The sequence below is a fragment of the Novosphingobium percolationis genome (genome assembly GCF_020179425.1).
GTDB lineage: Bacteria > Pseudomonadota > Alphaproteobacteria > Sphingomonadales > Sphingomonadaceae > Novosphingobium > Novosphingobium percolationis.
In genome coordinates this window covers 86,489-112,355 of record NZ_JAILYM010000003.1, presented here as the reverse complement: position 1 = coordinate 112,355, position 25,867 = coordinate 86,489, and the positions used below count along the sequence as shown (strand labels likewise).

Sequence of the window (25,867 nt, the reverse complement as noted above, 5' to 3'; positions counted from 1 at the left end):
CGCGCCGCGCTTGGATGCGCAAGGTTCAGTGGAAGTCCCGTGACCGGGGCAGAACCCTGACATCGCGGGGATGGCCGTGCGTGCGCGGGCGCTGGGGGTGGTGGACTTCGTCACCGCGCGAAATCGGCGGAGAGACGCGCTCCTGATCGGTCAGGCGGTCGAGCATGGCGGTGCGGTCGATCACGCGCGCGGCCATCAGGTGGACCACCCCTTCCTTGCTTTTCTGGATCTCCCCCTCGATCAGCATCAGGCGCGCGGCCATCACCGCGCGGCGCTGCTTGTCCAGATCACGCGCCCACAGCAGCGCGTTGACGATCCCCGTCTCGTCCTCGATCGTGATGAACACGGCATTGCCCTTGCCCGGGCGCTGGCGGGTCAGCACCACGCCCGCAACGCGCACCTTGCGGCCATCGGGCAGCGCGTTGGCATCCGCGCAGGATCGCACGCCTTCGCGGCTCAGCGCATCGCGCAGGAACTGCATCGGATGCCCCTTCAGCGAAAGGCGCGCAGTCTGGTAATCGGCCACGACTTCCTCCGATAGCGGCATGGCAGGCAGGCGCGCATCGGCTTCGCGGCCAAGTTCGGGCGCATCGGCGAAGGCAAACAGCGGCAATTGCGTGGGCGGCGTGCGGCGCACATCCCACGAGGCATCGCGGCGCGAGGGCGCCAGCGCGCCGAAAGCGTCGGCATCGGCGAGCTTGCGCAAGGCGGCGGGCGGCAGCGCGGTGCGCCGGGCGAGATCTTCGATCGAGGCGAACGCGCCATCCTGCCGGGCCTGCACGATCGCCTCGGCCCATCCTTGCCGGAAACCGTCGATCCGGGAAAACCCCAGCCGCAACGCCAGCGCTCGCCGCACAACCCCTTCCAGCGTGCAGTCCCAATGGCTGTCGTTCACATCCACCGCCCGCACTTCCACCCCATGGTCCTGCGCATCGCGGACCAGTTGCGCAGGCGCGTAGAAGCCCATCGGCTGGCTGTTGAGCAGCGCACAGGTGAACGCAGCCGGGTGGCGGCATTTCAGCCAGGACGAGACATAGGCGAGCCAGGCAAAGGCCTGCGCGTGGCTTTCGGGAAAGCCGTAGTCGCCAAAGCCCTTGATCTGTTCATAGCAGCGTTCGGCGAAGTCCCGCTCGTAACCGCGCCTGACCATGCCTTCGATCAGCAGATCCTCGTAGTTGTGAACGGTGCCGTGGTGACGGAAAGTTGCCATCGCGCGGCGCAGGCCATCGGCCTGCGGCGGGGTGAAATCGGCCGCGACGATAGCCAGCTTCATCGCCTGTTCCTGAAACAGCGGCACGCCCAGCGTCTTGCCCAGCACTTCGCGCAACTCGTCGGGATCGTGCGGAGGTGCCGGGCTGGGAAAGACCACCGCCTCCTCGCCATTGCGCCGCCGCAGATAGGGATGGACCATGCCGCCCTGGATCGGTCCCGGCCGCACGATCGCCACCTGGATGACAAGGTCGTACAGTTCCTTGGGCTTCATCCGGGGCAGCATCGCGATCTGCGCGCGGCTTTCCACCTGGAACGTGCCGATGCTGTCGCCGCGATGCAGCATGGCATACGTCGCCGCGTCCTCGCGCGGGACGGTGGCCAGCGTCAGGTCGGCCACACCATGCACGCGCAGCAGGTCGAAACTCTTGCGGATGCAGGTCAGCATGCCCAGCGCCAGCACGTCGACCTTCATCAGGCCCAGCGCGTCGATATCGTCCTTGTCCCATTCGATGAAGGTGCGATCGGGCATGGCCGCATTGTGGATCGGCACCAGTTCATCAAGCCGCGTCTCGGTCAGCACGAAACCGCCGACATGCTGCGACAAGTGGCGGGGAAAGGTCAGCACCTGATCGACCAGCGCCTTCAGCCGCGCGATCTGCGGGTTGGCGATGTCCAGCCCGGCCTGCGCCACGCGGGTCTCGGGCACGTCATCGCCCCAGTTGCCCCAGATGGTGGAGGCGAGGCGCGCGGTCACGTCCTCGGTCAGCCCCAGCGCCTTGCCCACTTCGCGCAGTGCGCTGCGCGGGCGATAGTGGATCACCGTGGCGGCGATGCCTGCCCGCTCGCGGCCATAGCGGGCATAGATGTACTGCATGATCTCCTCGCGGCGCTCATGCTCGAAGTCCACGTCGATATCGGGCGGCTCGTCGCGCTGTTCGGACAGGAAGCGCGAGAACAGCAGCTTTTCGCGCACCGGGTCGATCGGCGTGATGCCCAGGAAATAGCAAACCAGCGAATTGGCCGCGCTGCCCCGGCCCTGGCACAGGATCGGCGGATCGAGGCTGCGCGCATGGCGCACGATGTCGTGCACGGTGAGGAAATAGGCAGCGTAGTTCTTCTGCCGGATCAGGCCGAACTCCTCGCCCAGCACGGTCTGGTAGGCTTCCGGCAGGCCATCGGGGAAAAGCGCCCGCCCGCCTTCGCGCACCAGATGTTCCAGCCACGCCTGCGGCTGCCAGCCTTCGGGCACCGGCTCGTGCGGATATTCATAGTGCAGGTCATCGAGCGTGAAGGCGATGCGCGACAGGATCCCGGTGCTGGCCGTGACCGCTTCGGGGCACGCGCGGAACAGCCGCGCCATTTCGGCGGGCGGTTTCAGATGGCGCTCGGCATTGGCGAGCAGGCGGCGCCCTGCCTCGGCCATGGTCACGCCTTCGCGGATGCAGGTCAGCACATCGTGCAGCGGCCGCGCATCGGGATGATCGTAAAGCGCATCGCACGTGGCGATCAGCGGCACGCCGCAAGCCGCGCCCAGCGCCCGCGCCTGCTCCAGCCGCCGCGCATCGGCCCCGTTGCGCTGCATGGTCGCCGCCAGCCACACCGCACCCGGACGCGCCTCGGCCAGCCGCTCCAGCACTGCCCGGTCTCGCCCCATGGAGATCAGCAGCAGGTCGTCGGCATGGTCGAGCAGATCGGGCAGGTGCAGCGTGCAATCGCCCTTTTCCGCCCGCCGGTTGCCCAGCGTCAGCAGCCGGGTCAGCCGCCCCCAGCCGTGGCGCGTGGCGGGATAGGCGATGACGTCGGGCGTGCCGTCGGCAAAGACCAGCCGCGCCCCCACAGCCAGGCGAAATCCGCCCGCAAGCCCGCCCACCTCGCGCCAGGCCACATGCGCGCGCACCACGCCTGCCACCGTATTGCGATCCGCGATGCCGATGCCCGCCATGCCCAGCGCATGGGCTCGCGCCACCATCTGCGCCGGGTGCGAAGCGCCGCGCAGGAAGCTGTAATTGGTGGCCGCGACCAGTTCGGCAAAAGCAGGCGGGGCCATCATGCGAACAGCCCGTGCAGATACCACTTCGGATCGGGCTTTTCATCGTAGAGCCCGTGGCGAAAGATCCAGTAGCGCCGCCCGCGCACGTCCTCGATCCGGTAATAGTCGCGCGTCAGTCCACCCTTCCCGGGATCTTCGCCTCCCTTGCGCCGCCACCATTCCGCCGCGATCCGCTCCGGCCCTTCGTAAAGCCGCACCTCGTGCAGCTTGCGCCGCCAGCGAAAGCGGTGCGGCGGGCCGTCGGGCACCTCGGCGATGACCTCCACCGGCTGCGGCGGATCGAACAGGAACAGCGGGCGCAGCGGCGGCTCGCCTGCCGGCGGCGTGGGCCAGTGGACGGGCGCACGCGCGTGGATCGCGGGCAGGGCAAGCTGCGCCTGTTCGGGAATGTGGCTGTCCTGCGGCACAAGGCGGCACAGGGTGCCCGGCCCCAGCCGCGTGCTCAGCCGGTCGATCAGGTCGGCCAGCGCGCCTGCCTCCTGCTCTCCGCCATCGAGGGCCGGTTGGCTGGCGGCCAGCGGCTCGGTAACGGGCAGGAACAGCGTGATGCGATCATAGCCGAAGCCGGGGTCGAGCGGATCGGCCAGCGCGCCGATGCGTTCGTCGAACAGGCGCAGCACCGGCGCCGGATCGCGCGTAGGCAGGCCCGTCTCGATCGCCAGCCGGTGGCGCGCGCCATCGCTGCGGAACAGCGTCAGGACAAAGCGTCGCCCCCCCAGCCCGCGCTGTTCGAGCATGCGCGCCGCCTCGCGCAGCAGGTCGACAAAGCAGGCGGCGATGCTCGCCTGCAACGCCACCGGCTCGGCAAAGCGGCGTTCGCAATGGAGCGGCTCGGGTTGCGCCAGCGGGTCGATCGGCGCGTGCTCCTCGCCCAGCAGGCGGCGCAGCGCGGTCACCGCGTCCGCGCCGAAACGCGCAGCGATGCTGGCGGCGGCGCGCGATGCAAGATCGCCGATGGTCTTCAGCCCCGCGCGGCGCAGGGCGAGCGTCGCCTCCTCGTCAAGCCCCAGCGCCTGCACCGGCAGGGCCCGCAGCGCCTGCCGCTCGTCCCCCACGGGCAGGCGGGCATGGCGCGCCAGCGCCTGCGCGCCTTGCGCGGTGCAGGCGGCGGCCATGCGCACGCGCATCCCGATCGCGGCAAAGGTCTCCTCTGCCTGCGCGGCAAGGCCCGCCTCGCCACCGAACAGATGTTCGCTTCCCGCGATGTCCAGCGTCACGCCGTCGGGAGGAATAACGGTGACGCGCGGCGACCAGGCGATGCAGTGCTCCGCCAGCCGCCGCAACCAGTGGCGATCGGCATCCTCGTCCATGTCGGCCACGACAAGGTCGGGATGCAGCGCGCGTGCATCGGCCAGCGTCTGGCCCGGCGCGATCCCCAGCGCGCGGGCATGGGCATCGACGGCACCCAACCGCAGCGCGCCCTTGACCTTGGCAACGAGGACAAGCGGCGCATCAGGCGGCGCGTCAAGCTGCCCGCCGGTCGCGGCGCTCCCCATCCCTTCCTGTATCCGCAGCCGGTCGGTGGGCAGCAGGGGAAACCACAGCGCCAGATAGCGCCGCGTCACGGAACAAGCGTCGGTCACGGTCCCACTCCAGCCGCCAGGAAATGCCACAAGGGCCCGATCGCTGGCGCAGCAAGGTCACATCAAAAGTCGGCATTCCCGGCGCGTTGCCGGGAAGCGTGCACGAAGGCGCGGCGGCCACCTGCCAGCGGGTTTGCGCCGCGCTGGGCACGGGCGCGGCGTCAGGACGCAGCAGCAGCAGGGGCACCCCCGATTTCTCCGCAGCCAGCGCAAGGCGGCGGCTGGCGGTCAGGTCCAGTTCGCGCATCGCGCCCCAGCACTCCACGATCACCGCGCCCAGCGCGGCGCAGCGCAAGGCATCGACGGCGGCGCGCAGCAGGGCCATCGCATCGGGCATTACGCCCACCAGCCCCCGGCCCGGCGCACCGCCCAGTTCGGCCCAGCCCGGGGCCTGCATCACGCCGCCCACGCGCGCTGCGCGCTGGTCCCGCAGCCACAGCACCGAGCGGCCCGGATCGGCCGTTCCCAGGCACACCGCCACGCCCGCGGCAAATCCCGCCGCGCTGGCGGCATCATCGCTTTCGGCCGCATAGACTTCATGCACACGCCCCTGCGCCAGCCCGCCCCCCAGCGCGGCATCGAGCGAGGCGATACCGAGCGAAGCGGGGCCGAGTGCCTGACGGGACGACTCGACCGACACCGCGCACGAGCGCATCAGGGCTGGAACGATTCTCATATGTTCCTATTATGTTCCATTCCTCACTCAGGGCAACCCTCATGTGGGGACAAGCGCCGACAGGCTCGCACCATCGCGGCGGGAAAAGACGAGAAGCCGAAAATCGGTCTATTGCGCCAAGATTTGCGCGATCGTCAGGCGTGTAACGAACACTTGGCCATGCACGCGACGGGGCATTCCGTGCGCGCTGCTCCCCGCGCGATCAGGGCGCGATAAAGGGCTGGGCATGGCCAACGACGCGATCGTGCCGGGGGCCAAGTGCCCCGCCTAGACAGCGGAAAACGCCGCCATGCTGGATCAGCCGCTGCCCGAGGCCCTGTGGGAAGCGCTCGATTCAACGGCGCTTCGTCACTCTCCAAGAAGCCGGGTGAACGCCATCGTCGCCAGCAACCAGCGGCCATCGCGGCGGACGTAGACTTCGGTGACGCTGAAGGGGTTGGTCACCTCGGTGCCGTTGACCACCGCCAGCAGGCGCAGGCGGCTGAACACGATCGCGGTATCGCCCAGCAGTTCGACCGACGCCTCGCTGACGTCGGCGCGCTTGTACTGGATCCGCCCGCTGGCGATCACCTCAAGCTCCGCCGCCTTGTCCATCGTCGCGCCCATGTGGACGAAGCGAGCGGCCGGGTGGAACAACGCATCCAGCTTGTCGGTGCGGCGCTCGGCCATCCACGACCACTTTTGCTGCGAAAGGTCGAGCAGGGCGTGACGGTCATCGACGATCGATGCGACGGGCGGATTGGCCATGGCGGAACTCCCGGCAAGGGTGAAGCCCGCCGCGACCAGCCCGATAACGATCAGGCGAGCGGCGATGAAGGGGCGGCGACCGAGCGTGGCCGTCATGACGTTCAACCTTCCAGCTTGCGCGTGCCGAGCCACTTCACCATCGCAGGGTCGCGGTGGTCGAAGAAACTGCTCGCCTTCTGGTCAAGGCCGCCGATCGCGGCGACGTCCGCTGCGTCCAGTTCGAAATCGAACACCGCGAAATTCTCGGCCATGCGCTCCTTGCGCACCGACTTGGGGATGGCGACGATGCCGCGCTGGATCAGCCAGCGCAGCGTGACCTGTGCGATGGTCCTGCCATGCTTGCGAGCGATGGATTGCAACACCGCGTTCTCGAACAGCCCGTTCCGGCCTTCGGCGAACGGTCCCCAGGCTTCGGCCTGGATGCCATGTTCGCGCAAGGTCGCCAGTGCGTCTTCCTGCTGGTGAAAGGGATGGATCTCGATCTGGTTGACCGCAGGGACGATCTCGTTGTGCAGCACGAAATCGACCACGCGATCGGGATAGAAATTGCTGATGCCGATAGCCCTGATGCGGCCCGCGCGGTGCAGTTCCTCCATCGCCCGCCACGCCCCATAAACGTCGCCGTAGGGCTGGTGGATCAGGTAGAGGTCGATGACGTCGAGCCGGAGCTTGTTCAGCGAGCGTTCGACCGCCGCCCTTGCTCCGTCGTAGCTGGCATCCTCCACCCACAGCTTGGTCGTGACGAAGATCTCCTCGCGCGCGATCCCGCTCGCCTTGATCGCAGCCCCGACCGCAGCTTCGTTGCCATAGGAGGCTGCCGTGTCCAGCAGGCGGTAGCCGACATCGAGCGCGTGGAGCACGCTGCGCTCGCACTCCGCAGGATCGGGCACCTGGAACACGCCGAAGCCGAGAATGGGCATTTCGACGCCGTTGTTCAGCGTCACGCTGGATGGCTGGCTGGTCATCATCGTCTCCTTGGCAACGGCAACGCAAGCGCCATTGCGCGCGGCGCTCGCAAGGGTTCTAGCTGGTCGGGCGGCGCGAGATTAGATCGCAAAATCGGCATGGGCCTATGCCCGTACCGTATGAATGCCCCTATGGCATGAAGGGTGCGCGCCATTCAGCGCCGGGCCGGCACCGGCATGGCGTCGCCGATTCCGGAGGCGCGCACGCAACCGGCCCAGCTCCGCCCCACCATTGACGACCGCCCAAAAACCGCGCAGTAGCGCCCCTTCCCGGGCAGGGGCGGTTAGCTCAGTTGGTAGAGCATCTCGTTTACACGGTGATGCACAACCACTCGATAGGGCGCAGAAAACCTCGCGTTATCCAGCACTTGAAGAATTTCGTGTGGGAATATTGTGGGACTCGCTTGCATCGAGGGCCCGCCGTGTGTCTTCGTCTAGAACATGCGCATAGCGCTGCGTGGTGGCGATTGTCTTGTGCCCTAGCGCGGCTTTTGCAGCCGGCAACGATCCGGTGCTCCTTACGATCCTCGTAGCGCGCGTGTGCCGCAGGTCGTGGATGCGAAGCTGCGAGATCTCGGCCTGTATAAGCGCATTGGCGAAGGGCTTGCGCAGCGATGTCGGCGTGAGAGCGTATCGCGTCCCCTTGCGGCGCGTCTTGCTCGACTTCTGGCAGATATAGGTGAACACCTCCAGCCCCACCTTTGGTTGGCGCCTGATGATCTCCACCAGTGCGTTTGTCAGCGGGCGTCGGATCACATCGCCGCCTTTGATACGAGTGATGGCTGTTCGCTCGCAAAGATCGCAATCCTGCCAGCGTAGATTGAGCACCTCATTGCGCCGCCAGCCCGATTTTAAGAGAAAGTCCACCGCATCACGAACGTCCTCGCGCAAATGCGAGAACAGGCGCTGCTCTTCGTCGACGGATAGCTCTCGCTCCGGTTTGGCAGGGTCCTTTGCCTTCAGCGCGCGCCAGTTCGGCTTTTCACCGAAGTCAAACCGCGTCGCCTCGGCATGTGCCCAAACGGCACGTGCGACGTCCACTTCTCTGTTGATCGTCCCAGGGCTTCGACCCTTGCCTCGCTTGGCATAGTAACGCTGAAGGTCGAGTTGGGTCACGTCTGACAGCGTGCGCGCCCCGCCGAGACCCTTGATCAACGCCGCAAGCATGTAGCGAGCGGTAGGCCACGACGGGAGCGCTTCAACCTTGTCTTGATAAAGACCGCACGCCTCATCCAAGGTGATGCTTGGTCGCTGGCGGGAAGGCAATGCTGCGTCTTCCCTGGCGCGCCGTTCAACCTCCAATGCTTTGCGTTTTGAAGTGCACCCGGTAGGCCCGTGGTATCGAACACCGCGGAACTGGAAATCATAATAGAACGTGTTGCCGCGCTTGTAGACGCTCATGCAGCCAGACCTTGGTTGCGAGCCGTGAACGTGCGGACTGGCTGCCGACGTCCGCGCACCACACTGGGAACTCGAGCTGCTCGACCGGGCGCCTGCACCGTCGCCTGCCTGATGAAAGATTCGACGTGTTCCTGCCGGTAGCGGATGAGCCGTCCGATTTTCACATGCTGGAGCTCCCCGGCTGCCCTCGCACTCCGTAGCGCTCGAGGACTGATGCGAAGCACTTTGGCCACTTCGGCTTCCGTCAGTAGTTCGAAATTTTCCATGGTCACCTCAAACAATTTCAAGATGTGTGGTGAATGACACACAACGTAGAAATGTCAATGGGTTCGGGCTAGTGTCGTCCCGATGACCACTTCATTCCCTTACGCGCACAGCCGCGCGACGATCATGCTCAACGCCGCGATACGTCGTCACACTGACCAACACCCAGGCGGCCTCAGGGCCTTGGCCAGTGCGCTGGGCATCAAACAGGCGACCGTATTGAGCCATATGAGTAATGGCAGAATGGCGATCCCTCTCGAGCGCGCCCCGCAACTCGCAGAGATGCTCAAGATGAACGCGGTCGAGTTCACGCGCGCAGTGCTCGAGCAACGCGAGCCGATGGTCTGGGCTCTGCTGACACATTCTGCCGAAGAGGACCTGCCAAGCGAGGTGCGTCGGATCTGCGACGCGGCTGCCTCCGCACCCGACCTTTCCACCGAACGGGTAAACTTCGTTCTCGAAGTGCTTCGGGGCGGCAAGCCGATACCCCGGCGGGTCAATGACCATGAAGCTGCATTGTTGGACCTGATCCAACGGCATGAGCCCTTGGGGATGTCCGACGCGGAGTGGGAACACCTAATGGGTGGCATCGAATACCTGCTAGACAGCTAAAGCAACACTGCACGCCGAGGTCTGGATCCCACCCGGTCACAGTGAGCAGCGGAACGGTGGCCCGTCCTGCGCTTGTAGCCGATCTGCGCCTTGATACCTGCAAGTCTGGTCAACCGCGCAACTCAGTTCGGGCAACAGGTCTCCGCATGATCGAGCAGATCATCGTGCAGCTTGCGGTAGCCCTAGACTTTGCCGCTGTCGTTCCAGGCCCACCGGATCAACTCTGTTTGCCGAGCATCTTCCCGAGCCCGCTGGCTCAGCGGGCTCTTCTGCCATGCTTAGAAACCGCTGGGGTGGATGCGCAGGCAAAGGGATCCATCGTCGTGAACACGTAGCACTTGAGCGACGGTGACAGTGGGGCAATTTCGCCCCGCGCGTCGCCATCGGTGGGGCCTAGCCGCTGCCGAGCTGGGACTTGCGCTCCGCACAAGGCGCCACGCACTATCGAGGACGTTCGCGGCGCGTCAGATCTTCCTTTAGTGCCGCTTGCCCATCGACTTATCCTCCCCCGGCGCGAAGACCCGGTAGAAACCGTCCTGGCACTCATGCCCAATGCCGACCTTGCCGGCGAACATCTCGTCCCGGAGGGTGATGACACGCCCATGCAGGAGCCACGCCGACAGCCTGATGACCTGATGGTAGGATGCATCCCAGCCGTTCCTGTGGCGGCTGTAGGCGTTGAGCAGTTCGAGCGCGTGCGTGTCAGTTTCAGCCACCACATAGGTGCCGCCGGGCTCCATGGTTTGGAACACATAGACCTGCAGAGAAGGGGCCGGCGGTGAAATCTCGCCGAGTGCTTCGCCGTCGGGTGGACCGACCAGCCAGCCGCTTTGCTCCCCAGTCCACCATGCCACGCCGAGCAGACCAGACCTTGCGATTTCGGCCAGTTGAGGTTGGAAGGCCAGGTCTTCATCAAAGAGCGCGGTGAGCCCAATCTCATTGGCAAAGACCGCAGGATCGTGCGTCACGCTCCAGAGATAGGCGAAGCGAAATGCCTCATCGCCGTCACGCGCGATGATGGTCAGCGGCGTGCGCCAGGAACAGTCTGACGCCAGGAATACTCGAGCCATTGATCGGTGACCTCATTCGTTGTCGATGAGGTGACCATGACGCATTCGGTGCTTGGATGCGGGCTGGGATTGGTCCGACAATCGAGAAAAATGAGCCTGTTGGACTGCTAGGCGCATCCCCGTGCTGCGAGCTAGAACGAGGCGCTGCGTGAAGCTCGCAAGCCTGATCGCCGGCAACAGCGGAGCCGCTTCGTTGCCCTCCGCAGACTGATCTTGACTCCGGTCCTGTCGCGTGCAACTCGCGGGCACACCGCGCACGCCGCGTGCGCTTGCGCACGTTTGATTGTTTGTTTTTAATATATATTTTATATATTCTAGATTCTTAGGTTTCTCTCACTTCGTTCGAGAAACAGAGCTGCGCTCGGCTGAACACAGTTCGTGGGTGGAAGAGAAAATCCTCGGAGTGTCAGCGAAGCGACCAGCATGCGGAGTTCAGCATCTGCCTCATCCGGAACATTACCGGAACATATATGCTCAAATTTGCCCTGCAAGGCCCCTTGCAGCGCGAAATGACGCACGGAGGCCACCTGTGTAGCCAAGCGCCCGCGCACGGCCTCACAAGCGCTCCGAGGGCATTTTAGGGTTCTTCCTTTTTTGCGGCCGACCTTCCAAACCGCTTTTGCATCAACGGGTTGGGTCGCGGGCGTGCAAGTCGATGGCCGGTTAGGGCGACCAATGCTCCCCAATTCGCTGTGCTCCGCATGGCGCGCGCATGGATTGCCTCCGACCCGCACTGGTCGAGGCTGGCTCGTTCAGCGTTGCGATCGCTGCTTCGTGGCTGAGCGCAAAGACACAGGGCGCGTCGAACTCCGACGAACCGGAGAACGCGAATCACCGCACGGTCGACGCAGCGCCGAATTTTGTCCGAGTAAATGACTGTCGGGCGGCGTGACCACCACCGCTGACGGTGACCAATCCACCATGCGAAGCCAAAAGCTCCAGCGTTTGCAGCTGCAGCGAGTTGGGGGTGCAGGGTAAGCTCATGCGCGGTGATCCGCATGATTACAGCGGGGCCATCGACCGACTTCGGGGTGTGCTTCTCGCGTCAGAGCTGGAAGAGCAGGGTTGCCTGGGCAGAGTCGCGGGCGAAAATCGTCACCGGATCGCGGACCAGAGCACTGCTGACTGCCGCTTTGAAAACCGCCATCATGTCAATCACCTCGTGCGTCGTATCGAGGTGACCATGACGCATTCGGTGCTTGGGCGCGGGTGGGAAATGAGCCGAAAGATCAAAAAAATCAGCCGCAAGGAGTGCGGCGCGAGAATCGAGAAGTCCTAGAGCCGGCACGCACCTCCACTCCGGTGCCGCCGATTCGCCGAGGTTGGAAATCGCTCCGAAGGGACCTAAGCGGTCAGTTGAACCAAGGCGGCTCTGGCAGCGGACCTGACCGCCTCGGTCAGTGCACGCAGCGCCGAGGCATGGAGGCGCGCCACCGTCCAATATAGCGCAACATCGAGCGGTCGCTGCGGCGGCAGTTCGACCAGCGCGCCGGTTTCCAGGTATCGGCGTGCCAACGGCAGCGGATGCATACCCCAGGCAGCGCCTGCCAGCGCGAAATCGAGGAAGGCATGCGTTGATGGAAGGCGGTGTGATGGGCCTACCAACGCGACATCGTGGGCCTCGCGCGCCCAGCGGGCCTGAAGCCGATCGTGGGGATCGAAGCGCATGAACGGTGCGCCAGCGAGCGTGGCAGCATCGACACCAGTCGCGAAACGCTCGGCCATGAAGGCAGGGCTGGCGCAGGCAACATAGCGCAGGGCTCCGAGGGAGATCGTCTTGCAACCCTGCACCGGGGTCGGGTCACTGCTGACCACGGCCAGCACTTCGCCGGAGCGCAGCCGGTCGGCAGTCCGCGCCTCGTCCTCCAGGGTCAGTTCCAGCAGGTGTCCCGTGGACCTTGAGAACGCGACCGCCGCCTCGGCAAACCATGTGGCCAGGCTATCGGCATTGACCGCGATACGCAGCGTCGAGTGTGCATCGGATTGTTCGGTGCCTTTCGTCAGCATCGGTGAAAGGTCGGCTTCCAGCAGTCGCACGCGATCGAAGTGCGCGCACAGGGCGCTGCCCTGCGTCGTTGCAGTGCAAGGCTGCCCCCGCACGACAAGGATGGTGCCGAGCCGCTCTTCCAGCCCGCGGACTCGCTGTGACACGGCCGACGGGGTGACACCCAGACGTTCCGCTGCACGTTCGAAGCTGCCTTCCTGGATGACGGCGGCGATCGCAGCGAGCGAGGTATAGTCGAGCATGATGAAGCAATGCTTCATTGGCGTTAGAAGAACAAGTTGGTCTGGTGCGATCTGCACCGCCATTACCCTCCTCATGACAAGCATCCTTCCGCCGTTCCTCAACGGTTTCGCCCTGTCCGCTGCGCTGATCATGGCGATCGGCGCTCAAAACCTATTCGTGCTGCGCCAAGGGCTGCGGCGTGAACATGTCGGTGCCATCGTGCTGTTTTGCGGGTGTGCCGATGCCCTGCTGATCACCACCGGGGTGAGCGGTGTCGGCGCATTCCTGTCGGCCGTCCCGCAGTTGAAGCTGGTGCTTACCTTGGGTGGTGTAGCCTTCCTCGGCTGGTATGGCGTCCAGGCCCTCCAGCGCATGGCGTCGTCCGCATCGATGACCTTCGAGACGGGCGCTGCTGTCCCGCTCGGCCGGGCCATCGCCGCTACCGCTGCGTTCACGTTCCTCAATCCGCACGTCTACCTCGATACGGTGCTGCTGATGGGGGCCGCCGGCGCGGCCCAGCCTGCTGCGCTCCGTCCGATCTTCGTTGCAGGCGCCGCCAGTGCCAGCATCGCGTGGTTCGCAGCGCTCGGCTATGGTGCACGCATGCTCCAGCCGGTGTTTGCGAAGCCTCAGGCGTGGCGTGTGCTCGATGCCGTCGTTGGCGCCATCATGCTTACGCTCGCCGCTTCACTGTTGCTGGGAGCGCTCGAAACGCCAACCTGAGTCCGTCTAAGCTTGACGAGAATGGTGTGCCACCAATCACTCGCGCTGAAAGACGTCTGACCGGGCACGCCGACGTTCCTGACCTTGGATAGGCGTGTCGAAACCCGCCATCGATTCACGGCCAAACGGTGGTCCTGAATCGACAGGGTCTGGGACTTTTCGGCCGTTCCGTAGCCACGTGTTGAATGGCAGTTGTGGCCAGAAGCCGACGTCCGGCGCTTATTCGACCTGCACCGCAGACTGACGGAGATTGGACCGGTTGCGGACTGGCAGATATCGACGTCGGATCGCGGGAAGCGGACATTGGCTTAGCTTGGTGGTCGAATCGCTAAGGCCCGACACTCGACATCAAGCTATTCCCGCGGGTTCCGACAACCGGGCCCTCGTCCATCGAAGTCTAGCATTCAGGCAGCGGGAATATTCTCGCTCTGGACGATGACGTCGTCAGCTTACTGTGTGCCTGGCAGTCGAACGATCGGCCCGATCGCGCTCAGCCGCAGGGGAACGCGGAAAGAGCACGCCAGGCCGCCGTCAGCACGCCGGCCTCCCAAGCCGCGAAGACGACCAAGCCACTGGCGACCAGTCCCGCAATCCAGTTCGCCGACCGTTCTACGCGGTCGTAAATTACCCGCGCATCCGTCAACGGCTTGCCTGCAAGCGCATCGAACTCGGCATCGGACAGATACGCGTAACCTTTGTGCCGCCACTGCGCGCGCGCGTCCGCGGCGACCTTGAGGAAGGCACGGCTGCTCTTCACCGTCACAGTCTGGCTGACCGCGATGTAGGTGGCGACCAGGAGCAGGACAATCGAATAGACCGGCGTCGCCGTCGTCTTGGTCGCGTCCATCGACAACCGGAACGCGACGGTCACGATCGCCACCGCCACGTCGCGCCACAGGCCGCTGCTCAGATCCCGCGTCTGCTGCGTGACCTTGCCAATCTCCTCGGCTAGCGTCTTACGCAAATCGGAAAGGCTCTTGATTGTCTCGCGGCTGCTCTGCTGCACATGGGCCCGATACGCCAGACCGGCGCTCTCCAGCGCGACGTGCAGGCGCCCCGGCAGACCCGCCGCTAACGGCTGCTCGTCGCGCCATTCACGCGCGAGCTCACCTGCCAGCAAGGTGTGCCTCAGTTCGACATCGCGGCCTTCTACAAATAGCCAGCGCGCCGCTTCCTGGAGACCGGCGAACGACGCGACGGTCTCGTCGCCATCGCCGAGGTCGAGACGACGCGTCGGCGAACCGGCCAGCACTATCCGCGTGGTGCTGTCCACGTCGTAGATTTCGCTCACCAGGGATCGACGGATGGCGTCGGCTGCGAATGCGCGCCACACGAGATACGGCTGGTCCTCACGATCGCCTTCTCCGTTGAGCAGCCAACTGCCGATCTCCGCCGGCGCCCGGCTGTCACCCGCGATGGTTCGCGCGAACCGCCGCGGCGACGGAAACGGCGAGGCGGACCGCGGCACGGCGTCCCCGTCGCTGGGCTGCCAAGGAACGATGTTCACGCCAAGGGTCGGGATCGGAACGCCCAAGCCCAGCAACCGGATTTCGGACACGTTTGGCGAGGCGTCGACGGCGCTCAGCGCTCGGCGCAGCCCTTGGCTTGTCGCCACCCGAATGGTGTGTGCCGACTGCTCGATCTCGAGCGTGACGCGCAGCGGCTCGCCGGCGAGTTCCGACAGATCGGCGGTCCGCAGGTCGTGGGCGTCGCCCAGGTCGTCCCTGCACGTCAACCGACAGCCGTAGCCAGCACATTCGCGGGCGACCTCCCGCCACGCCGACAGGGCGGCCTCGTCGGGCGTGCCTGCGACCGTCAGCGATCCGATAGTTTCGCCGACGTCGAGGGCGCCCGAGGCGTCAAGCGCCGCCGATACGCCCAAGGGCATCGTCGTCGTCCACCGTGACACGCGCGGTCGTGATCCGGATCTCGGTATCTCCTGTGTCGAGTTCCCGCCGCTCGATCCGGTTTCTGAACTCCTCGTCGAACAGGATCTGGATGCCCTCGATTGTCTCGATCCGCTTGCGTGTCGGCTTGGGGATCGCGGTCGGATCGACCCTGAAGGTCTCCTCGTCCAGACGTTGCGCCGTCAGCTTTCGCTTGAACGTCTTGCGGACGGGGGAGTCGTCCGGAAGCATGCCAAAGATCGAATCGAACAGCTGGCCCTGCGTTTCGGGACCGAACTCACGCGTGGCGCGCAGCTGCTCGTTGATGCGGCGGGCGCCGCCCTTCACGACGTCGGGATCGAGATCCGCCCTGTGCTGCCTGAACACTTCCTTGAAAACCCGCTCGGCCTTCTTGGTGAACTCGGCCGGCGTGGCCGCACGACGCACCCGAAGAAACTTCTCGAAATATTCGGATATGCCGTCAGGCCGGGAACGGTCCCGCACCATCAGCTCGCCGTCCTCCTCGCCGAGCCGCACCAGCGCGATCTTCTGCAAAGATTCGCGCTTGGTCGAGAAGGTCTGCCTAAATTCCTCTAGGATCGCACGCCGCTGCCCGTCGCGATCGGCGATGTCGTATTTCAGCACCTGGTCGTTGTCATACTTGACCAGCGCAAACAGCCGGCGGTCATCAACCGTGCTCAGCAGGAAGAGGAAGAACACTCCGTCGATGGAGTTCCTGCGGTGCTCGTGCTGGAACGCTCCGGCGAGCCGCTCGGAACCGGACACAAAGACGGCATCATCGCCGCCGATCTCGCGCAGCGTTGCCATGGTCGGCGAGTCATGCATGAACTTGTAGGCGTTGCCGCCCAACGCCGACTTGATGCGCTTGAGGAAGAACTCGGTGAAGATCAGCGGGTCGAACTCGGCGAGCAGCACCGGCTCCTCCAGATCGGGCCCGACCACATGGAAGATCATCCGGTCGATACGCAGGTCGTCACGTTCGGCGTCAGTTAGAAACGGCATCGCATTCCCCTTGGCGGCGGTCATGCAACAGCATTTGGTATTTGCCAATCGCGACACCACATCCTCGCCAGGACATCACTTGAACAATTCCGGACGGGGATCGCCGCGGGTTAGCTCAACCCGAGCGTGCTGCGGGGCGCCGACGGCCTACCGATGATGGCCCGTGCGGCCTCATCGAACCCGGCCGGGGTCCAAGCCTCGCTTGGATAGCGTGGCGTCGTAGATAGCACGATCAGTCGCGCGCGGCCTGTGGTCTTGGTCTATGTCCTCACCTCGACGTCGAATTCCCGTTCACAGCCACCGCCCGATTAGAACATAAAGCAAACATTTTTGATGCCCAAGGGCAGCTATGGCGGTAAGGGATTTCGCAGTCCTTGAGCCGATGATTACGCTACGCCATATGAGCACCATCAGCGTCCGCGACCTCAGAACGCGCATCGCCGAGATCGTCGCGGCAAACAAAGCCTATGACGTTCCGGCCGTTTGCGCGCGGCTCGGTCTTGCCGCCGGCACCAGTGACGAGGCAATGCAGAGCAAGTTGCGCTACGTGAACTCGCGCCTGCTCTCGCAGCCGACCGCACGGCTCGTCGAGATCGGGCAGGACCTGCTGGGGCAGGAGTGGGACTTCTGGCTGGCCGAGATCGTGGCGAAGGTGAACGAGGAGGGGAGACCGGCGGTTTCGGTGCTGACCCGCCGCCGCATCATCGACGTCTTCGACGGAAAGCCGCTGTGTCCGGGATATGACGAGCTGGAGTTCCTCGAGCAGCTGTGGCCAATCGCGGCCATGCCTGCGGCGTCCTCCGACGGCGACGTCTGGGGACGTCGCTCGCTGAAGGACGACATCATCCAGCACACGATCCGCAACGACGACTGGAGCAACCGAGAACTGCTGGAGCGCCTCGGCCTGCTCGACGCGTCGACCGCGCTCCTCTTCCGCTTTCTGGAAGCCTCCGTGCATCCGACGGCCATCGACGAGGCCGGTCAGAAGGACCGGGTCGAGAAGATCAACCGTCACCTCCAGCACGACGGCTATCGCTTGTCGCGAAGTGGTCGAATGTCGGGCAGTCCTGTTTACACGGTCAATGCAGCCGCGATCGGATCGCCCGCAGACGCTGCGATATCAGACACTTTGGCCAACTTCGAACCCGAGCAGGTCCATGCGCGGTGGACAGCCGCCCTCGACCGACGCAGCGACGATCCCGCCGGTGCGATCACGCTGGCGCGCACGCTGCTGGAGGACGTGTGCCGATGGCTGCTTGACGATCTCGCCATACCGGCTGCGGATCAGGAAGACCTACCGGCGCTCTATCGCAAGCTGTCGAAGGGGCTGAAGCTGGCGCCCGACGATCACAGCGAACAGGTGTTCAAGCAGATCCTCGGCAACTGCCAGTCGGTGGTCGAGTCGCTAGGGGCGTTGCGCAACAAGCTGGGCGACGCGCACGGCGGAGGACCGAAGCGCGCACGCCCTGCGGCACGCCACGCGGAGCTCGCCGTCAACCTTGCCGGATCTATGGCGACCTTCCTCGTCGCGACCTGGGAGGCGCGCCGCGCCGCCACAGCCGAGGATCCCGCAACCGCCTGACGGGCTGATAGCCTGCGACCGTTCTGGCACGCTAAGTCCGAACCCGCAAATGCGGGATCGGGTTATTCTTTTGCCAACGATTGCCACCACCGTTCGAGGCGTAAAAGGCTACCCTGCGCGTCAGTCCCCCACGTCAGCCGGTGCCAGTTCCTCGCTCACGCCTTTGAAGTGCTCCAGCGCAGCGGCGAGGTTGTCGACGATCTCCTGCGCGAGGATGTCGGGTTCGGGCAGGCTGTCGATGTCTTCGAGGCTGTCATCCTTCAGCCAGAAGATGTCGAGGTTGAGCTTGTCGCGCGCCACCAGCTCTTCGTAGCTGAACCGGCGGAAGCGTTCGGTCTCCTCGCGCTGGTGGTAGCAGGCGACGAAATCGTCGAGGTCGGTGGAGGTCAGACGCTTGGTCTTCAGCGTCTTGTGGACGTTGGTGCGGTAATCATAGACCCACAGCTCGCGCGTCTGCGCCTCACGCGAGGCGGGGCGCTTGTCGAAGAACAGCACGTTCGCCTTCACGCCGGGGCTATACCAGATGCCCGTGGGCAGGCGCAGCAGCGTGTGGAAGTTGAAGCCCTCTAGCAGGCGCTTGCGGATGCCCTCTCCGGCGCGATTGGCTTCGAACAGCACGTTGTCGGGCAGGACCACCCCGGCACGCCCACGGGTCTCCAGGATCGTCATGATGTGCTGGAGGAAGTTGAGCTGCTTGTTCGAGGTGGTGAACTTGAAGTCCTCGCGCTCGTAGGTCTCGCGCTCGGTCTCGACCGAGCCATCCTCGCCGACGACGCGGTAGCTCGACTTCTTGCCGAACGGCGGGTTGGCGATCACCACGTCGAAGCGTTCGCCATTGTCGCCGGCCAGCGTATCGGCCTGATCGACCGGGCTGCTCTCGTTGCCCACGCCGTGCAGATAGAGGTTCATCGCGCACAGCCGCACGACCTCGTCGACGATGTCAAACCCGCGCAGGGAATCGTGGCGCAAGTGGCGCAGCTTCTCGCGGTCCTGGCTCTGGCCCTTCATGTGGTCATAGGCGCTGAGCAGGAAGCCGCCAGTGCCGCACGCCGGGTCGCACACCGTCTCGCCGATCTGCGGGTCGACGCAGCGCACGATCGCTTCGATCACCGGGCGCGGCGTGAAGTATTGCCCCGCGCCAGACTTCACCTCGGAAGCGTTGCGTTCGAGCAGCCCCTCGTAGATCTCGCCCTTCACATCGACGCTGTGGCCGATCCACGGGCCTTCCTTGTCGATCAGGCTGACCACGCGCTTGAGCTTGGCCGGGTCTGAGAGCTTGTTCTGTGCCTTGCGGAAGATCGTGCCGATCAGGCCGTCGGCCTTGGCCAGCGCCTCCAGCGTGTGGCGGTAGTGCAGCTCCAGTGCATCGCCGTCCTTGCCCGCCAGTATCGGCCAGCGCCATTCATCCGGGATCGACGAGCCCTTGCCCAGCAGCTCGACCCGCTCCTGATCCATCTTGAGGAACAGCAGGAAGGTGATCTGCTCAACGTAGTCACCATACGAGATGCCCTGGTCGCGCAGGACATGCGCGTAGTTCCAGACTTTGGCGACGAGTTGGTCATTCGACATCGGCGGGCACCTTCTGCCAGGTGACGAAACTGTCGGTCAGTTGCCAGGCTTTGGCGAGGCGGCCGAGCATCTCGATCTGCCGGGCGCGAATGCGCTGTGCGTCCCAGGTCGCCAGCAGCCGCACCTCGTTCGTCAGGATGAACGGGCACGTATCGCCGTGTGCGAAGTAAGTGCCCTTCTTGACCTCGAAATCATAGTTGCTGGCCGCCGCGTTCTTGCGGTGCGCAAGCAGGACGAGGTTGCCGATGCGGTGCACCAGCCCGGCGTGCTCGTCGGGGTCGGGAAAATTCGTCTTCCACTCCGACCCCTCCGCCGGGTTCTGCGGGCAGACGTGTTCCACGGTGATCGTCGGGAAATCATAGGTGGCCGAACCGTCGGTCGACGCCTGCTCAAGCCGCAGGAGCAGCGGCTTCACCACGCGGGTGGCGAGGTAGATCGGGCCGTTCATCCCGTCGAACAGGGCAAAGGCTTCGTCTTGCGTCAGCGCCAGCCCGGCAGAGCGATCACGCGGCGTCGTCATCGGGTCCAGCGTGTCGAGCACATCGGCATAACGCGCCATGCGGGTGTTCACATCCGCGCGCGTGACGAAGAGATAGTAGGCGAGCCGTTCGAGATGAAACACGAAATCGGGCAGATCGGCGGTCACGTCGTCTGCCGCACGGCGCAGGCAGAACAACAGCGGCGGCAGCCAGTCCTTGTTGTCCAGACGGTGCAGCGACTGGATCAGCCCGGCCGTCGTCGCGCCGAACAGATTGCGCAGCCGTTTGTCGTCGAGGCTGAGCGCGAACGCATCGGCATAAGGCTCCAGCACCTGAACCATGAAAGCGCCGGGATCGCCGCGGAAGGGGGGGACGTGAACCGGGAACCCGGCTTCCAGCGCGCTGCGCGGTTTTTCGCGTTCAAAGATCATGCGGATGTGCATGAAGAGATCGCTGAAGCCATCGCGGTCGAGCGCGCGCTCGCACTCCTCCCACCGCTGGGCCAGCGCGCGTTCGGCAGGGCCTGCACGTTCCAGCAGGTCGGCCTTGAGGATGTCGGTGGCCGTCAGGTCGAGACCACGCGCATTCAGCACGGTGAAGATGCGCCGCGCGGCGGTGTCGGTCGGCACTTCCACCACGACCAGATAGCAGTTGGTCAGCAGGAAGCGGATGAACGCGCTGCGCTGCTCTTCGCTCATCGCTTCAAGGCGGCTGCGGATGATCCCGGCGTTCTCGACGATCCGCGCCTTGCTGCCTTCCAGCCCGGACTTGGCCGGCAAACTGGCAGTGGCGCCGGATGTCTGCACGTATTGCTCAAAAAAGGGCTGGTCCTGCTGACGCAACTGAAGCCGCAGCTTCTCGCGCAAGCCCAGATCCTCGTTCGCCGCCTGCTTGACATACCGTTCACGATTGAGCCGCGCCGCCATGTCCCCGGTCAGATCGCGCAGCACGCTGAACAGGATGGTCAGCGTGGTCAGGCGCTGCTGTCCGTCCACCACCTTGGCCTCGGGCGACCCGTGGCTTTTCACCAGCACCACACTGCCCAGGAAGTAGAACCCGTCCGCCTGCGGGTTCGGCTCCATCGCTTCGGTCAGGTCGTTCAGCAGTTCCTCCACCTGGGTCTTTTCCCAGGCATAGGGCCGCTGATACGGCGGGATCGAAAAGGCATAGGTATCGCAGAACACATCGCCGATGGTCTTGTGCGCCGCTTCGATGCGCAGCGCGTGGGGGTCGTTCATGATCAGCCTCGATGTGGGAGCCGGGATGGGAATGCGATGGCGCAGGTCATGCCATGGCCTTCCTGCGGGTGCGCGTGGGCGCGGCGGCTTGCGACGCGCGGATGCGGGCGAGGAGGTCTGCGGCAGGTTCGTCGGCCGGGTCCTGCGGCACGAGCTTGCCCGCGAAGGCGTCCTTGAGGATGGATTGGCGCAGGGCGGCCGAGCGGCGCAGCTCGTCTCTACACCAAGTTTCCGCCTGAAATGTTCGAACTTCCATTTCGTCGACCATTCGGACAATCGCCTCCTGCTCGTCGAGCGGCGGCAGTTGGAAGCTGATCGCCTTCACCTCAGCACTGTTGAGATTGTGAACCCCGCTTGTCGACTTGGCCTGCCGCTCGATTGATGCACGGATCACAGGTGAAGAAAGCGCCAGATGCAGGAAAGACGGGAGGAGGCGAGAACGATCAACTCGAAGCCGAATGAGGTAGCCTGCGTAGGCAAGTCCTTCTGCGTCTGATGTGACGACCGAACCTCGGCCGACCAAACTTGCGCTCCCGTTTGAGCGAACGAGAAGGAGGTCGCCCACTCGCAGCGCCAACTTTGAGAGTTCGCCATCCGTCAGGTCGGTGAACTTCAGATCGGTCAAATCAATGTTGCCGCCGACCACATTCGGTATGCGCAGCACTGCGGTGCCGGCAGCGTCCGGGTGACACTTCTTCGCCGTGCCGTAGCGGATGTCTTCGAGCAAATCGCCTAAGCGCGTGAGAGGCCATTTGGAGCCGTCCTGACCTGTGAGGGCGCCGGTGACGGCGGCTTTCAGCACCGACTGGCGATAGCGCGCCAGCAGCTTGCGCACCGCGCGCAGCGCCTCTTCGCCCTTGTCGATCTCGGCGAACAGCGTCTCGATCTTCTCGACGATGCGCTCCTGCTCGGCGAGGGGTGGGAGACGGAACGGCACTCCGAGGATGTCGTCTCGCTTGAGATTGTTGATGTTCGAGCCCTTGGAATCATCCGAGACTCGCTGGCGATACTCTTTCGTCTGCAAGAACCAGCCGAGAAACTGTGCATCGACTACCGGGTCTGGCCTTGCCACCGCGCAGAAAGCCCCAAAGGTTCCGTCGAAGCGGGATCGAAGCTGAGCCGCCTTTCCAACGACACTCTTGCTCCCACTCGACATCGCAATGACGATGTCGTTGACCTTCAGCCTTTGGTCCTCGGACACGAGGCGCTGAGGGACATATACAAGGTCATCGAAATTGATTTCGTTGCCAATGTTATTTGCCCGCATGAGCGGTAAGAACCCAGTTGCATGGGTCTTCCGCGCGTCTGGTTTGGTATACGTGACCCCTCGATGAAGCGTGGCTACATCGCCGACGATGCAATGACACCAGCCGCCCGGCAACTCGTCGCTCACGCAACCAGCGCCGTCTGCAAGTCGTCCAGCATCTCATCAAAGCGCGGCGCGAACAGCGGTCGCGCCTTCAGCAATCCACCCTGGTCGGCCAAGCTCGGAACCTCCTGAAAGTCTGCGGGCGCAATCTCGGCGTTGGCGGCGATGAAGGCGGCGATGGCGCGCAGCCAGCCTTCCTGCTCGGCCGTGTAGTCGCGTCCCGCCTTCTTCTCGCGCCCCAGCCACAAGTTGAAACGATAGTCCACCACGCTCGCGAAGGGGCGCAGGTTACTGACCTGCCCCAACGCGAAACGCACGAGGCTGACAACCTCGGTCAACTGTTCATCCACAGGCGCGCCGCGCACCTTGGCCGCATCGAGCCGCTTGTAAGCCTGCCAGACGTTCGCCGTGGTGAGGTAGAGCGGCGGGTCGGTCAGCCGCTGCACCAGCTCGCGGATGGCGGCGTAGGTCAGCCGCTGCTTGCCGACCGGCTGGTTGTAGAGGATCTGCAAGGCGGTCAGCTCGTCGCGGTTGTCCTCGATGAACGTCCTGAAGCTGGTCACGGTTTCCTCGGCGCGCTTCAGGTCAAAGCCGGCGCTCAGCACCTCGTCGGTGGTGACTTCGTCGATCACGACGTCGGTCTTGGCCTTGATGTCCTTCAGCACGCCGCGCACCGCAGGCTTGTCGAACGCGGCGCACGCCGTGTCGGTCAGCCCGGCGATCACTGCGGCTTCCTGCTCGGGCGTGGCGGTAGGGCCGTGCGCGGCCTCAATCGCGGCCTGCTGCTTGTCCGGGTCGATCGCGTCGAGCAGCGCGTTGGCCAGATCGCGCGGGGTCTGGCCGCCGGTCAGTGCGGCTACGCGCGCGCGGTCTTCATCGCCCAGTTTGCGATCCAGCGCGGCAAGACGCGCGGCGAGCGAGGACAGCGCATCCTCGTCGCGCCGCCCCATGGCGATCTGTTCGAGCAGCGCGTCGAAGCTGACCGTGCGCTTGCGCTCCAGCGGCTGGCTGACGTTCTTCTTCGTCTCCGACACGCCCACCGCGTCGATCAGCACGAAGCGCGTCTTGGTCTTGGCGTCGGGCGTCACGGCGCGAAGGTCCGCATCGGGGATGGTGCGCACCCCACGGCCCTTCATCTGCTCGTAATAGCCCTCCGACTTCACGTCGCGCATGAAGATCAGCACCTCGACCGGCTTGATGTCGGTGCCGGTGGCGATCATATCGACCGTGACGGCGATGCGCGGGAAGGGATCGACGCGGAACGCCTTGATCAGCGACTTGGGATCTTCGCTGGTGTTGCGGTAGGTGATCTTCTTGGCGAAGTCGTTGCCCTCGCCGAACACCTCGCGCGCGATCGTGACGATCTCCTCGGCGTGGGCATCATCCTTGGCGAAGATCAGCGTCTTGGGCAGCCATTCGCCACTGCGGTCGGTGAACAGCTCGGTGAACACGCGGTCGCGGTAGGTTTGCAACACCGTGCGGATCTGGTTCGGATTGACGACCGAGCGGTCAAGATCCTGCCCCGTGTAGTCCATGTCGGCGTCAAGGCTTTCATACCGCACCTTGCGGGTGCGCTTGTCGCGCACGGGCACCTGAAACCCGGCATCGCCCTCCACCGTGCCGCCCTGTTCGGTGACGCGGGTGCGGATACGATAGACCTCGTAACCCACGTTCACGCCATCGGCCACGGAGCGTTCGTAAGGGTATTCCGCGACAAGGTTCTGGTTGAAGAAGCCCAGCGTGTGCTTCGAAGGCGTGGCGGTGAGGCCGACGATCGAGGCGTCGAAATACTCCAGCACCTGCCGCCACAGACCGTAGATGGAGCGGTGGCATTCGTCGGTGACGATGAAATCGAAGGACTCGATCGGGATGTCGGGGTTGTATTCGATCGGCGGCTGGTCGGCAGCATCGGCCTGCCACTTCTCGAACGCGGACTCCTCTTCGTCCTCGGCTGGCAGTTCGCGGCCACGCAGCATCGCGTAGAGGCGCTGGATCGTGGTGATGACAACCTTGGCATCGGGATCGAGCCGGTGCGAGTGCAGGTGCTGGACGATATAGGTGTCGGTGAAGCGGTTGGCCGCGCCGGGCGGGTGGAAGTTCTGGAACTCCTTCAGCGTCTGGTCGCCGAGGTTGTTGCGGTCGACCAGGAACAGGATGCGCTTGGCGCCTGCCTCCTTGATCAGCCGGTAGGAGAACGAACACGCGGTGAAGGTCTTGCCCGCGCCGGTGGCGAGCTGGATCAGCGCGCGGGGGCGGTCCTCGGCAAGAGACTGCTCAAGGCCCTTGATCGCCTCGACCTGGCAATCACGCAGGCCAGTCTCGTCCAGCGGCGGCATCTCGCGCAAGCGGGCGCGCAGGGTCTTGGACTGCTGGAGCCACTCACGCAGCGTTTCAGGGCGGTGGAACGCGAACAGGCGCCGCGAGCGCGGCTTGGGATCGCGCAGGTTGCGAAAGAACGTCTCGTCGCCCGTGCTCTCGAAGCCATAGACAAGGATGTCGTCCCAGCGGGCTAGGTGCGAAGGCACGGCGACGATGTATTTGTCGGACTGCTCGGCAACGCCGCTGAGCGTGACCCCGGTGGGCTTGGCCTCGATGACACCAGCCGCCTTGCCGTCAACGAAGAGAAGATAGTCACAGTATCCCGAGGTGAGCGGGAACTCTCGCATCGCCACCCCCAGAGACGCGGTGCGGTCGAAGGCGTCACGATCCTGCAATACCCAGCCGGCGGCAGACAGCAGCGTGTCAATCGTCTGGCGCGCTAATTCTTCCGGTGCTGGCACTGGCTGTCCCCACGGACTTGAAAGGAAACGCCGGCGACAAGTATCCCGTCAGCGCGGACGCGCGAGATATGCCGACGATCGCGGCGCGAGGCAATGGGGCTACGTGCTGCTGTTGAGGTGTAGCACATCGAGTGGGTGCAGCCGCCGTTGCTCGCCCCGCCCCCCCCCGCCCACGGGATTGAGCCCTTTGAAGACCGATCAAGCAGGCGGCCAAGCCTCCCGACGCAGATCAGGCATGCATGACGCGCTACTCGACCAGAGTGTCTCTCGCAGCGCACTAGGCCAAGCAAAGCGCGGCCGACCAACGGCGGTGGATCGGATCACTTGGTGCATATCGGCCCGGCACGCTGATCGGTCGCCAAATGCAACGGAGGAAATTGAAAGGTCCGAAATCAAAGCGTGTGCCGCGCG

Annotated in this window: 19 protein-coding genes and 1 pseudogene; 4 read left to right on the top strand and 16 right to left on the bottom strand. The window is 64.6% G+C overall.

The features are described from left to right. Positions 1–25: 25 nt before the first annotated feature. From K3A84_RS08955 to K3A84_RS20630, 7 genes are all read right to left on the bottom strand, one after another. Positions 26–3,262, bottom strand: coding sequence for an error-prone DNA polymerase (locus K3A84_RS08955; protein ID WP_225009000.1), 3,237 nt, complete (start codon positions 3,260–3,262; stop codon positions 26–28). Continuing rightward, complete coding sequence (locus K3A84_RS08950) at positions 3,259–4,827, bottom strand: Y-family DNA polymerase (protein ID WP_225008999.1); 1,569 nt, start codon at positions 4,825–4,827, stop codon at positions 3,259–3,261. Before K3A84_RS08950 ends, K3A84_RS08955 begins: the two co-directional genes overlap by 4 nt. Then, positions 4,727–5,521, bottom strand: a complete 795-nt coding sequence (locus tag K3A84_RS08945; RefSeq protein WP_225008998.1) for an ImuA family protein — start codon at positions 5,519–5,521, stop codon at positions 4,727–4,729. The genes K3A84_RS08950 and K3A84_RS08945 overlap by 101 nt, the downstream gene beginning before the upstream one ends. Before the next feature lie 348 nt (positions 5,522–5,869). Further along, positions 5,870–6,364: a nuclear transport factor 2 family protein gene (locus K3A84_RS08940; RefSeq protein ID WP_225008997.1), complete on the bottom strand. Its 495-nt coding sequence runs from the start codon at positions 6,362–6,364 to the stop codon at positions 5,870–5,872. Positions 6,365–6,369: 5 nt separating this feature from the next. Further along, on the bottom strand, positions 6,370–7,233 hold the full coding sequence (locus K3A84_RS08935; protein ID WP_225009422.1) for an aldo/keto reductase: 864 nt from the start codon (positions 7,231–7,233) through the stop codon (positions 6,370–6,372). A 357-nt stretch (positions 7,234–7,590) separates the two neighbouring features. Beyond that, positions 7,591–8,634, bottom strand: a complete 1,044-nt coding sequence (locus K3A84_RS08930) for a tyrosine-type recombinase/integrase (protein WP_225008996.1) — start codon at positions 8,632–8,634, stop codon at positions 7,591–7,593. Continuing rightward, a complete protein-coding gene (locus tag K3A84_RS20630; protein ID WP_225009421.1) occupies positions 8,631–8,900 on the bottom strand; it encodes a helix-turn-helix domain-containing protein in 270 nt (89 codons plus the stop codon). Before K3A84_RS20630 ends, K3A84_RS08930 begins: the two co-directional genes overlap by 4 nt. Before the next feature lie 82 nt (positions 8,901–8,982). Between K3A84_RS20630 and K3A84_RS08920 the strand changes: the two genes are divergently transcribed. Then, entirely contained in the window at positions 8,983–9,510 is a 528-nt protein-coding gene (locus K3A84_RS08920) for a hypothetical protein (RefSeq protein WP_225008995.1), read from the top strand. A gap of 59 nt (positions 9,511–9,569) precedes the next feature. Here the strand turns inward: K3A84_RS08920 and K3A84_RS08915 are convergent. Further along, positions 9,570–9,818 (bottom strand): annotated as a pseudogene (locus K3A84_RS08915) (IS3 family transposase); the annotation flags it as partial. 168 nt (positions 9,819–9,986) lie between these two features. Beyond that, positions 9,987–10,580: a hypothetical protein gene (locus K3A84_RS08910; protein WP_225008994.1), complete on the bottom strand. Its 594-nt coding sequence runs from the start codon at positions 10,578–10,580 to the stop codon at positions 9,987–9,989. Between the two features lie 982 nt (positions 10,581–11,562). On the opposite strand from K3A84_RS08910, the gene K3A84_RS08905 reads away from it, so the two are divergent. Next, entirely contained in the window at positions 11,563–11,859 is a 297-nt protein-coding gene (locus K3A84_RS08905; protein ID WP_225008993.1) for a DNA replication terminus site-binding protein, read from the top strand. Between the two features lie 65 nt (positions 11,860–11,924). On the opposite strand, the gene K3A84_RS08900 is transcribed toward K3A84_RS08905, so the two are convergent. After that, on the bottom strand, positions 11,925–12,890 hold the full coding sequence (locus tag K3A84_RS08900; RefSeq protein WP_225008992.1) for a LysR family transcriptional regulator ArgP: 966 nt from the start codon (positions 12,888–12,890) through the stop codon (positions 11,925–11,927). Positions 12,891–12,900: 10 nt separating this feature from the next. Here K3A84_RS08900 and K3A84_RS08895 point away from each other — a divergent pair, with 10 nt between their 5' ends. Continuing rightward, positions 12,901–13,530: a LysE/ArgO family amino acid transporter gene (locus tag K3A84_RS08895; protein WP_225008991.1), complete on the top strand. Its 630-nt coding sequence runs from the start codon at positions 12,901–12,903 to the stop codon at positions 13,528–13,530. A 490-nt stretch (positions 13,531–14,020) separates the two neighbouring features. Here the strand turns inward: K3A84_RS08895 and K3A84_RS08890 are convergent, their stop codons facing one another. Then, positions 14,021–15,418, bottom strand: coding sequence for a hypothetical protein (locus K3A84_RS08890; protein ID WP_225008990.1), 1,398 nt, complete (start codon positions 15,416–15,418; stop codon positions 14,021–14,023). Beyond that, positions 15,390–16,463, bottom strand: coding sequence for a nucleoid-associated protein (locus K3A84_RS08885; RefSeq protein ID WP_225008989.1), 1,074 nt, complete (start codon positions 16,461–16,463; stop codon positions 15,390–15,392). Before K3A84_RS08885 ends, K3A84_RS08890 begins: the two co-directional genes overlap by 29 nt. Positions 16,464–16,839: 376 nt before the next feature. Here K3A84_RS08885 and K3A84_RS08880 point away from each other — a divergent pair, with 376 nt between their 5' ends. Continuing rightward, positions 16,840–18,021, top strand: coding sequence for an abortive infection family protein (locus K3A84_RS08880; RefSeq protein WP_225008988.1), 1,182 nt, complete (start codon positions 16,840–16,842; stop codon positions 18,019–18,021). A 120-nt stretch (positions 18,022–18,141) separates the two neighbouring features. Here the strand turns inward: K3A84_RS08880 and K3A84_RS08875 are convergent, their stop codons facing one another. The 4 genes from K3A84_RS08875 to K3A84_RS08860 are packed head-to-tail and all read right to left on the bottom strand — an operon-like array spanning position 18,142 to position 25,456. After that, positions 18,142–19,590, bottom strand: a complete 1,449-nt coding sequence (locus tag K3A84_RS08875; RefSeq protein ID WP_225008987.1) for a type I restriction-modification system subunit M — start codon at positions 19,588–19,590, stop codon at positions 18,142–18,144. Beyond that, entirely contained in the window at positions 19,580–21,307 is a 1,728-nt protein-coding gene (locus K3A84_RS08870) for a DUF262 domain-containing protein (protein WP_225008986.1), read from the bottom strand. The genes K3A84_RS08875 and K3A84_RS08870 overlap by 11 nt, the downstream gene beginning before the upstream one ends. 46 nt (positions 21,308–21,353) lie before the next feature. After that, complete coding sequence (locus K3A84_RS08865; RefSeq protein WP_225008985.1) at positions 21,354–22,700, bottom strand: restriction endonuclease subunit S; 1,347 nt, start codon at positions 22,698–22,700, stop codon at positions 21,354–21,356. Beyond that, positions 22,697–25,456: a type I restriction endonuclease subunit R gene (locus tag K3A84_RS08860; RefSeq protein ID WP_225008984.1), complete on the bottom strand. Its 2,760-nt coding sequence runs from the start codon at positions 25,454–25,456 to the stop codon at positions 22,697–22,699. The genes K3A84_RS08865 and K3A84_RS08860 overlap by 4 nt, the downstream gene beginning before the upstream one ends. Positions 25,457–25,867: the final 411 nt, after the last annotated feature.

Coding starts and splice junctions, on each gene's coding strand:
- K3A84_RS08955 (WP_225009000.1), bottom strand. CDS start 3,262: ATGATGGCCCCGCCTGCTTTTGCCGAACTGGTCGCGGCCACCAATTAC.
- K3A84_RS08945 (WP_225008998.1), bottom strand. CDS start 5,521: ATGAGAATCGTTCCAGCCCTGATGCGCTCGTGCGCGGTGTCGGTCGAG.
- K3A84_RS08940 (WP_225008997.1), bottom strand. CDS start 6,364: ATGACGGCCACGCTCGGTCGCCGCCCCTTCATCGCCGCTCGCCTGATC.
- K3A84_RS08935 (WP_225009422.1), bottom strand. CDS start 7,233: ATGACCAGCCAGCCATCCAGCGTGACGCTGAACAACGGCGTCGAAATG.
- K3A84_RS08930 (WP_225008996.1), bottom strand. CDS start 8,634: ATGAGCGTCTACAAGCGCGGCAACACGTTCTATTATGATTTCCAGTTC.
- K3A84_RS20630 (WP_225009421.1), bottom strand. CDS start 8,900: ATGGAAAATTTCGAACTACTGACGGAAGCCGAAGTGGCCAAAGTGCTT.
- K3A84_RS08920 (WP_225008995.1), top strand. CDS start 8,983: ATGACCACTTCATTCCCTTACGCGCACAGCCGCGCGACGATCATGCTC.
- K3A84_RS08910 (WP_225008994.1), bottom strand. CDS start 10,580: ATGGCTCGAGTATTCCTGGCGTCAGACTGTTCCTGGCGCACGCCGCTG.
- K3A84_RS08905 (WP_225008993.1), top strand. CDS start 11,563: ATGCGCGGTGATCCGCATGATTACAGCGGGGCCATCGACCGACTTCGG.
- K3A84_RS08900 (WP_225008992.1), bottom strand. CDS start 12,890: ATGGCGGTGCAGATCGCACCAGACCAACTTGTTCTTCTAACGCCAATG.
- K3A84_RS08895 (WP_225008991.1), top strand. CDS start 12,901: ATGACAAGCATCCTTCCGCCGTTCCTCAACGGTTTCGCCCTGTCCGCT.
- K3A84_RS08890 (WP_225008990.1), bottom strand. CDS start 15,418: ATGCCCTTGGGCGTATCGGCGGCGCTTGACGCCTCGGGCGCCCTCGAC.
- K3A84_RS08885 (WP_225008989.1), bottom strand. CDS start 16,463: ATGACCGCCGCCAAGGGGAATGCGATGCCGTTTCTAACTGACGCCGAA.
- K3A84_RS08880 (WP_225008988.1), top strand. CDS start 16,840: ATGAGCACCATCAGCGTCCGCGACCTCAGAACGCGCATCGCCGAGATC.
- K3A84_RS08875 (WP_225008987.1), bottom strand. CDS start 19,590: ATGTCGAATGACCAACTCGTCGCCAAAGTCTGGAACTACGCGCATGTC.
- K3A84_RS08870 (WP_225008986.1), bottom strand. CDS start 21,307: ATGAACGACCCCCACGCGCTGCGCATCGAAGCGGCGCACAAGACCATC.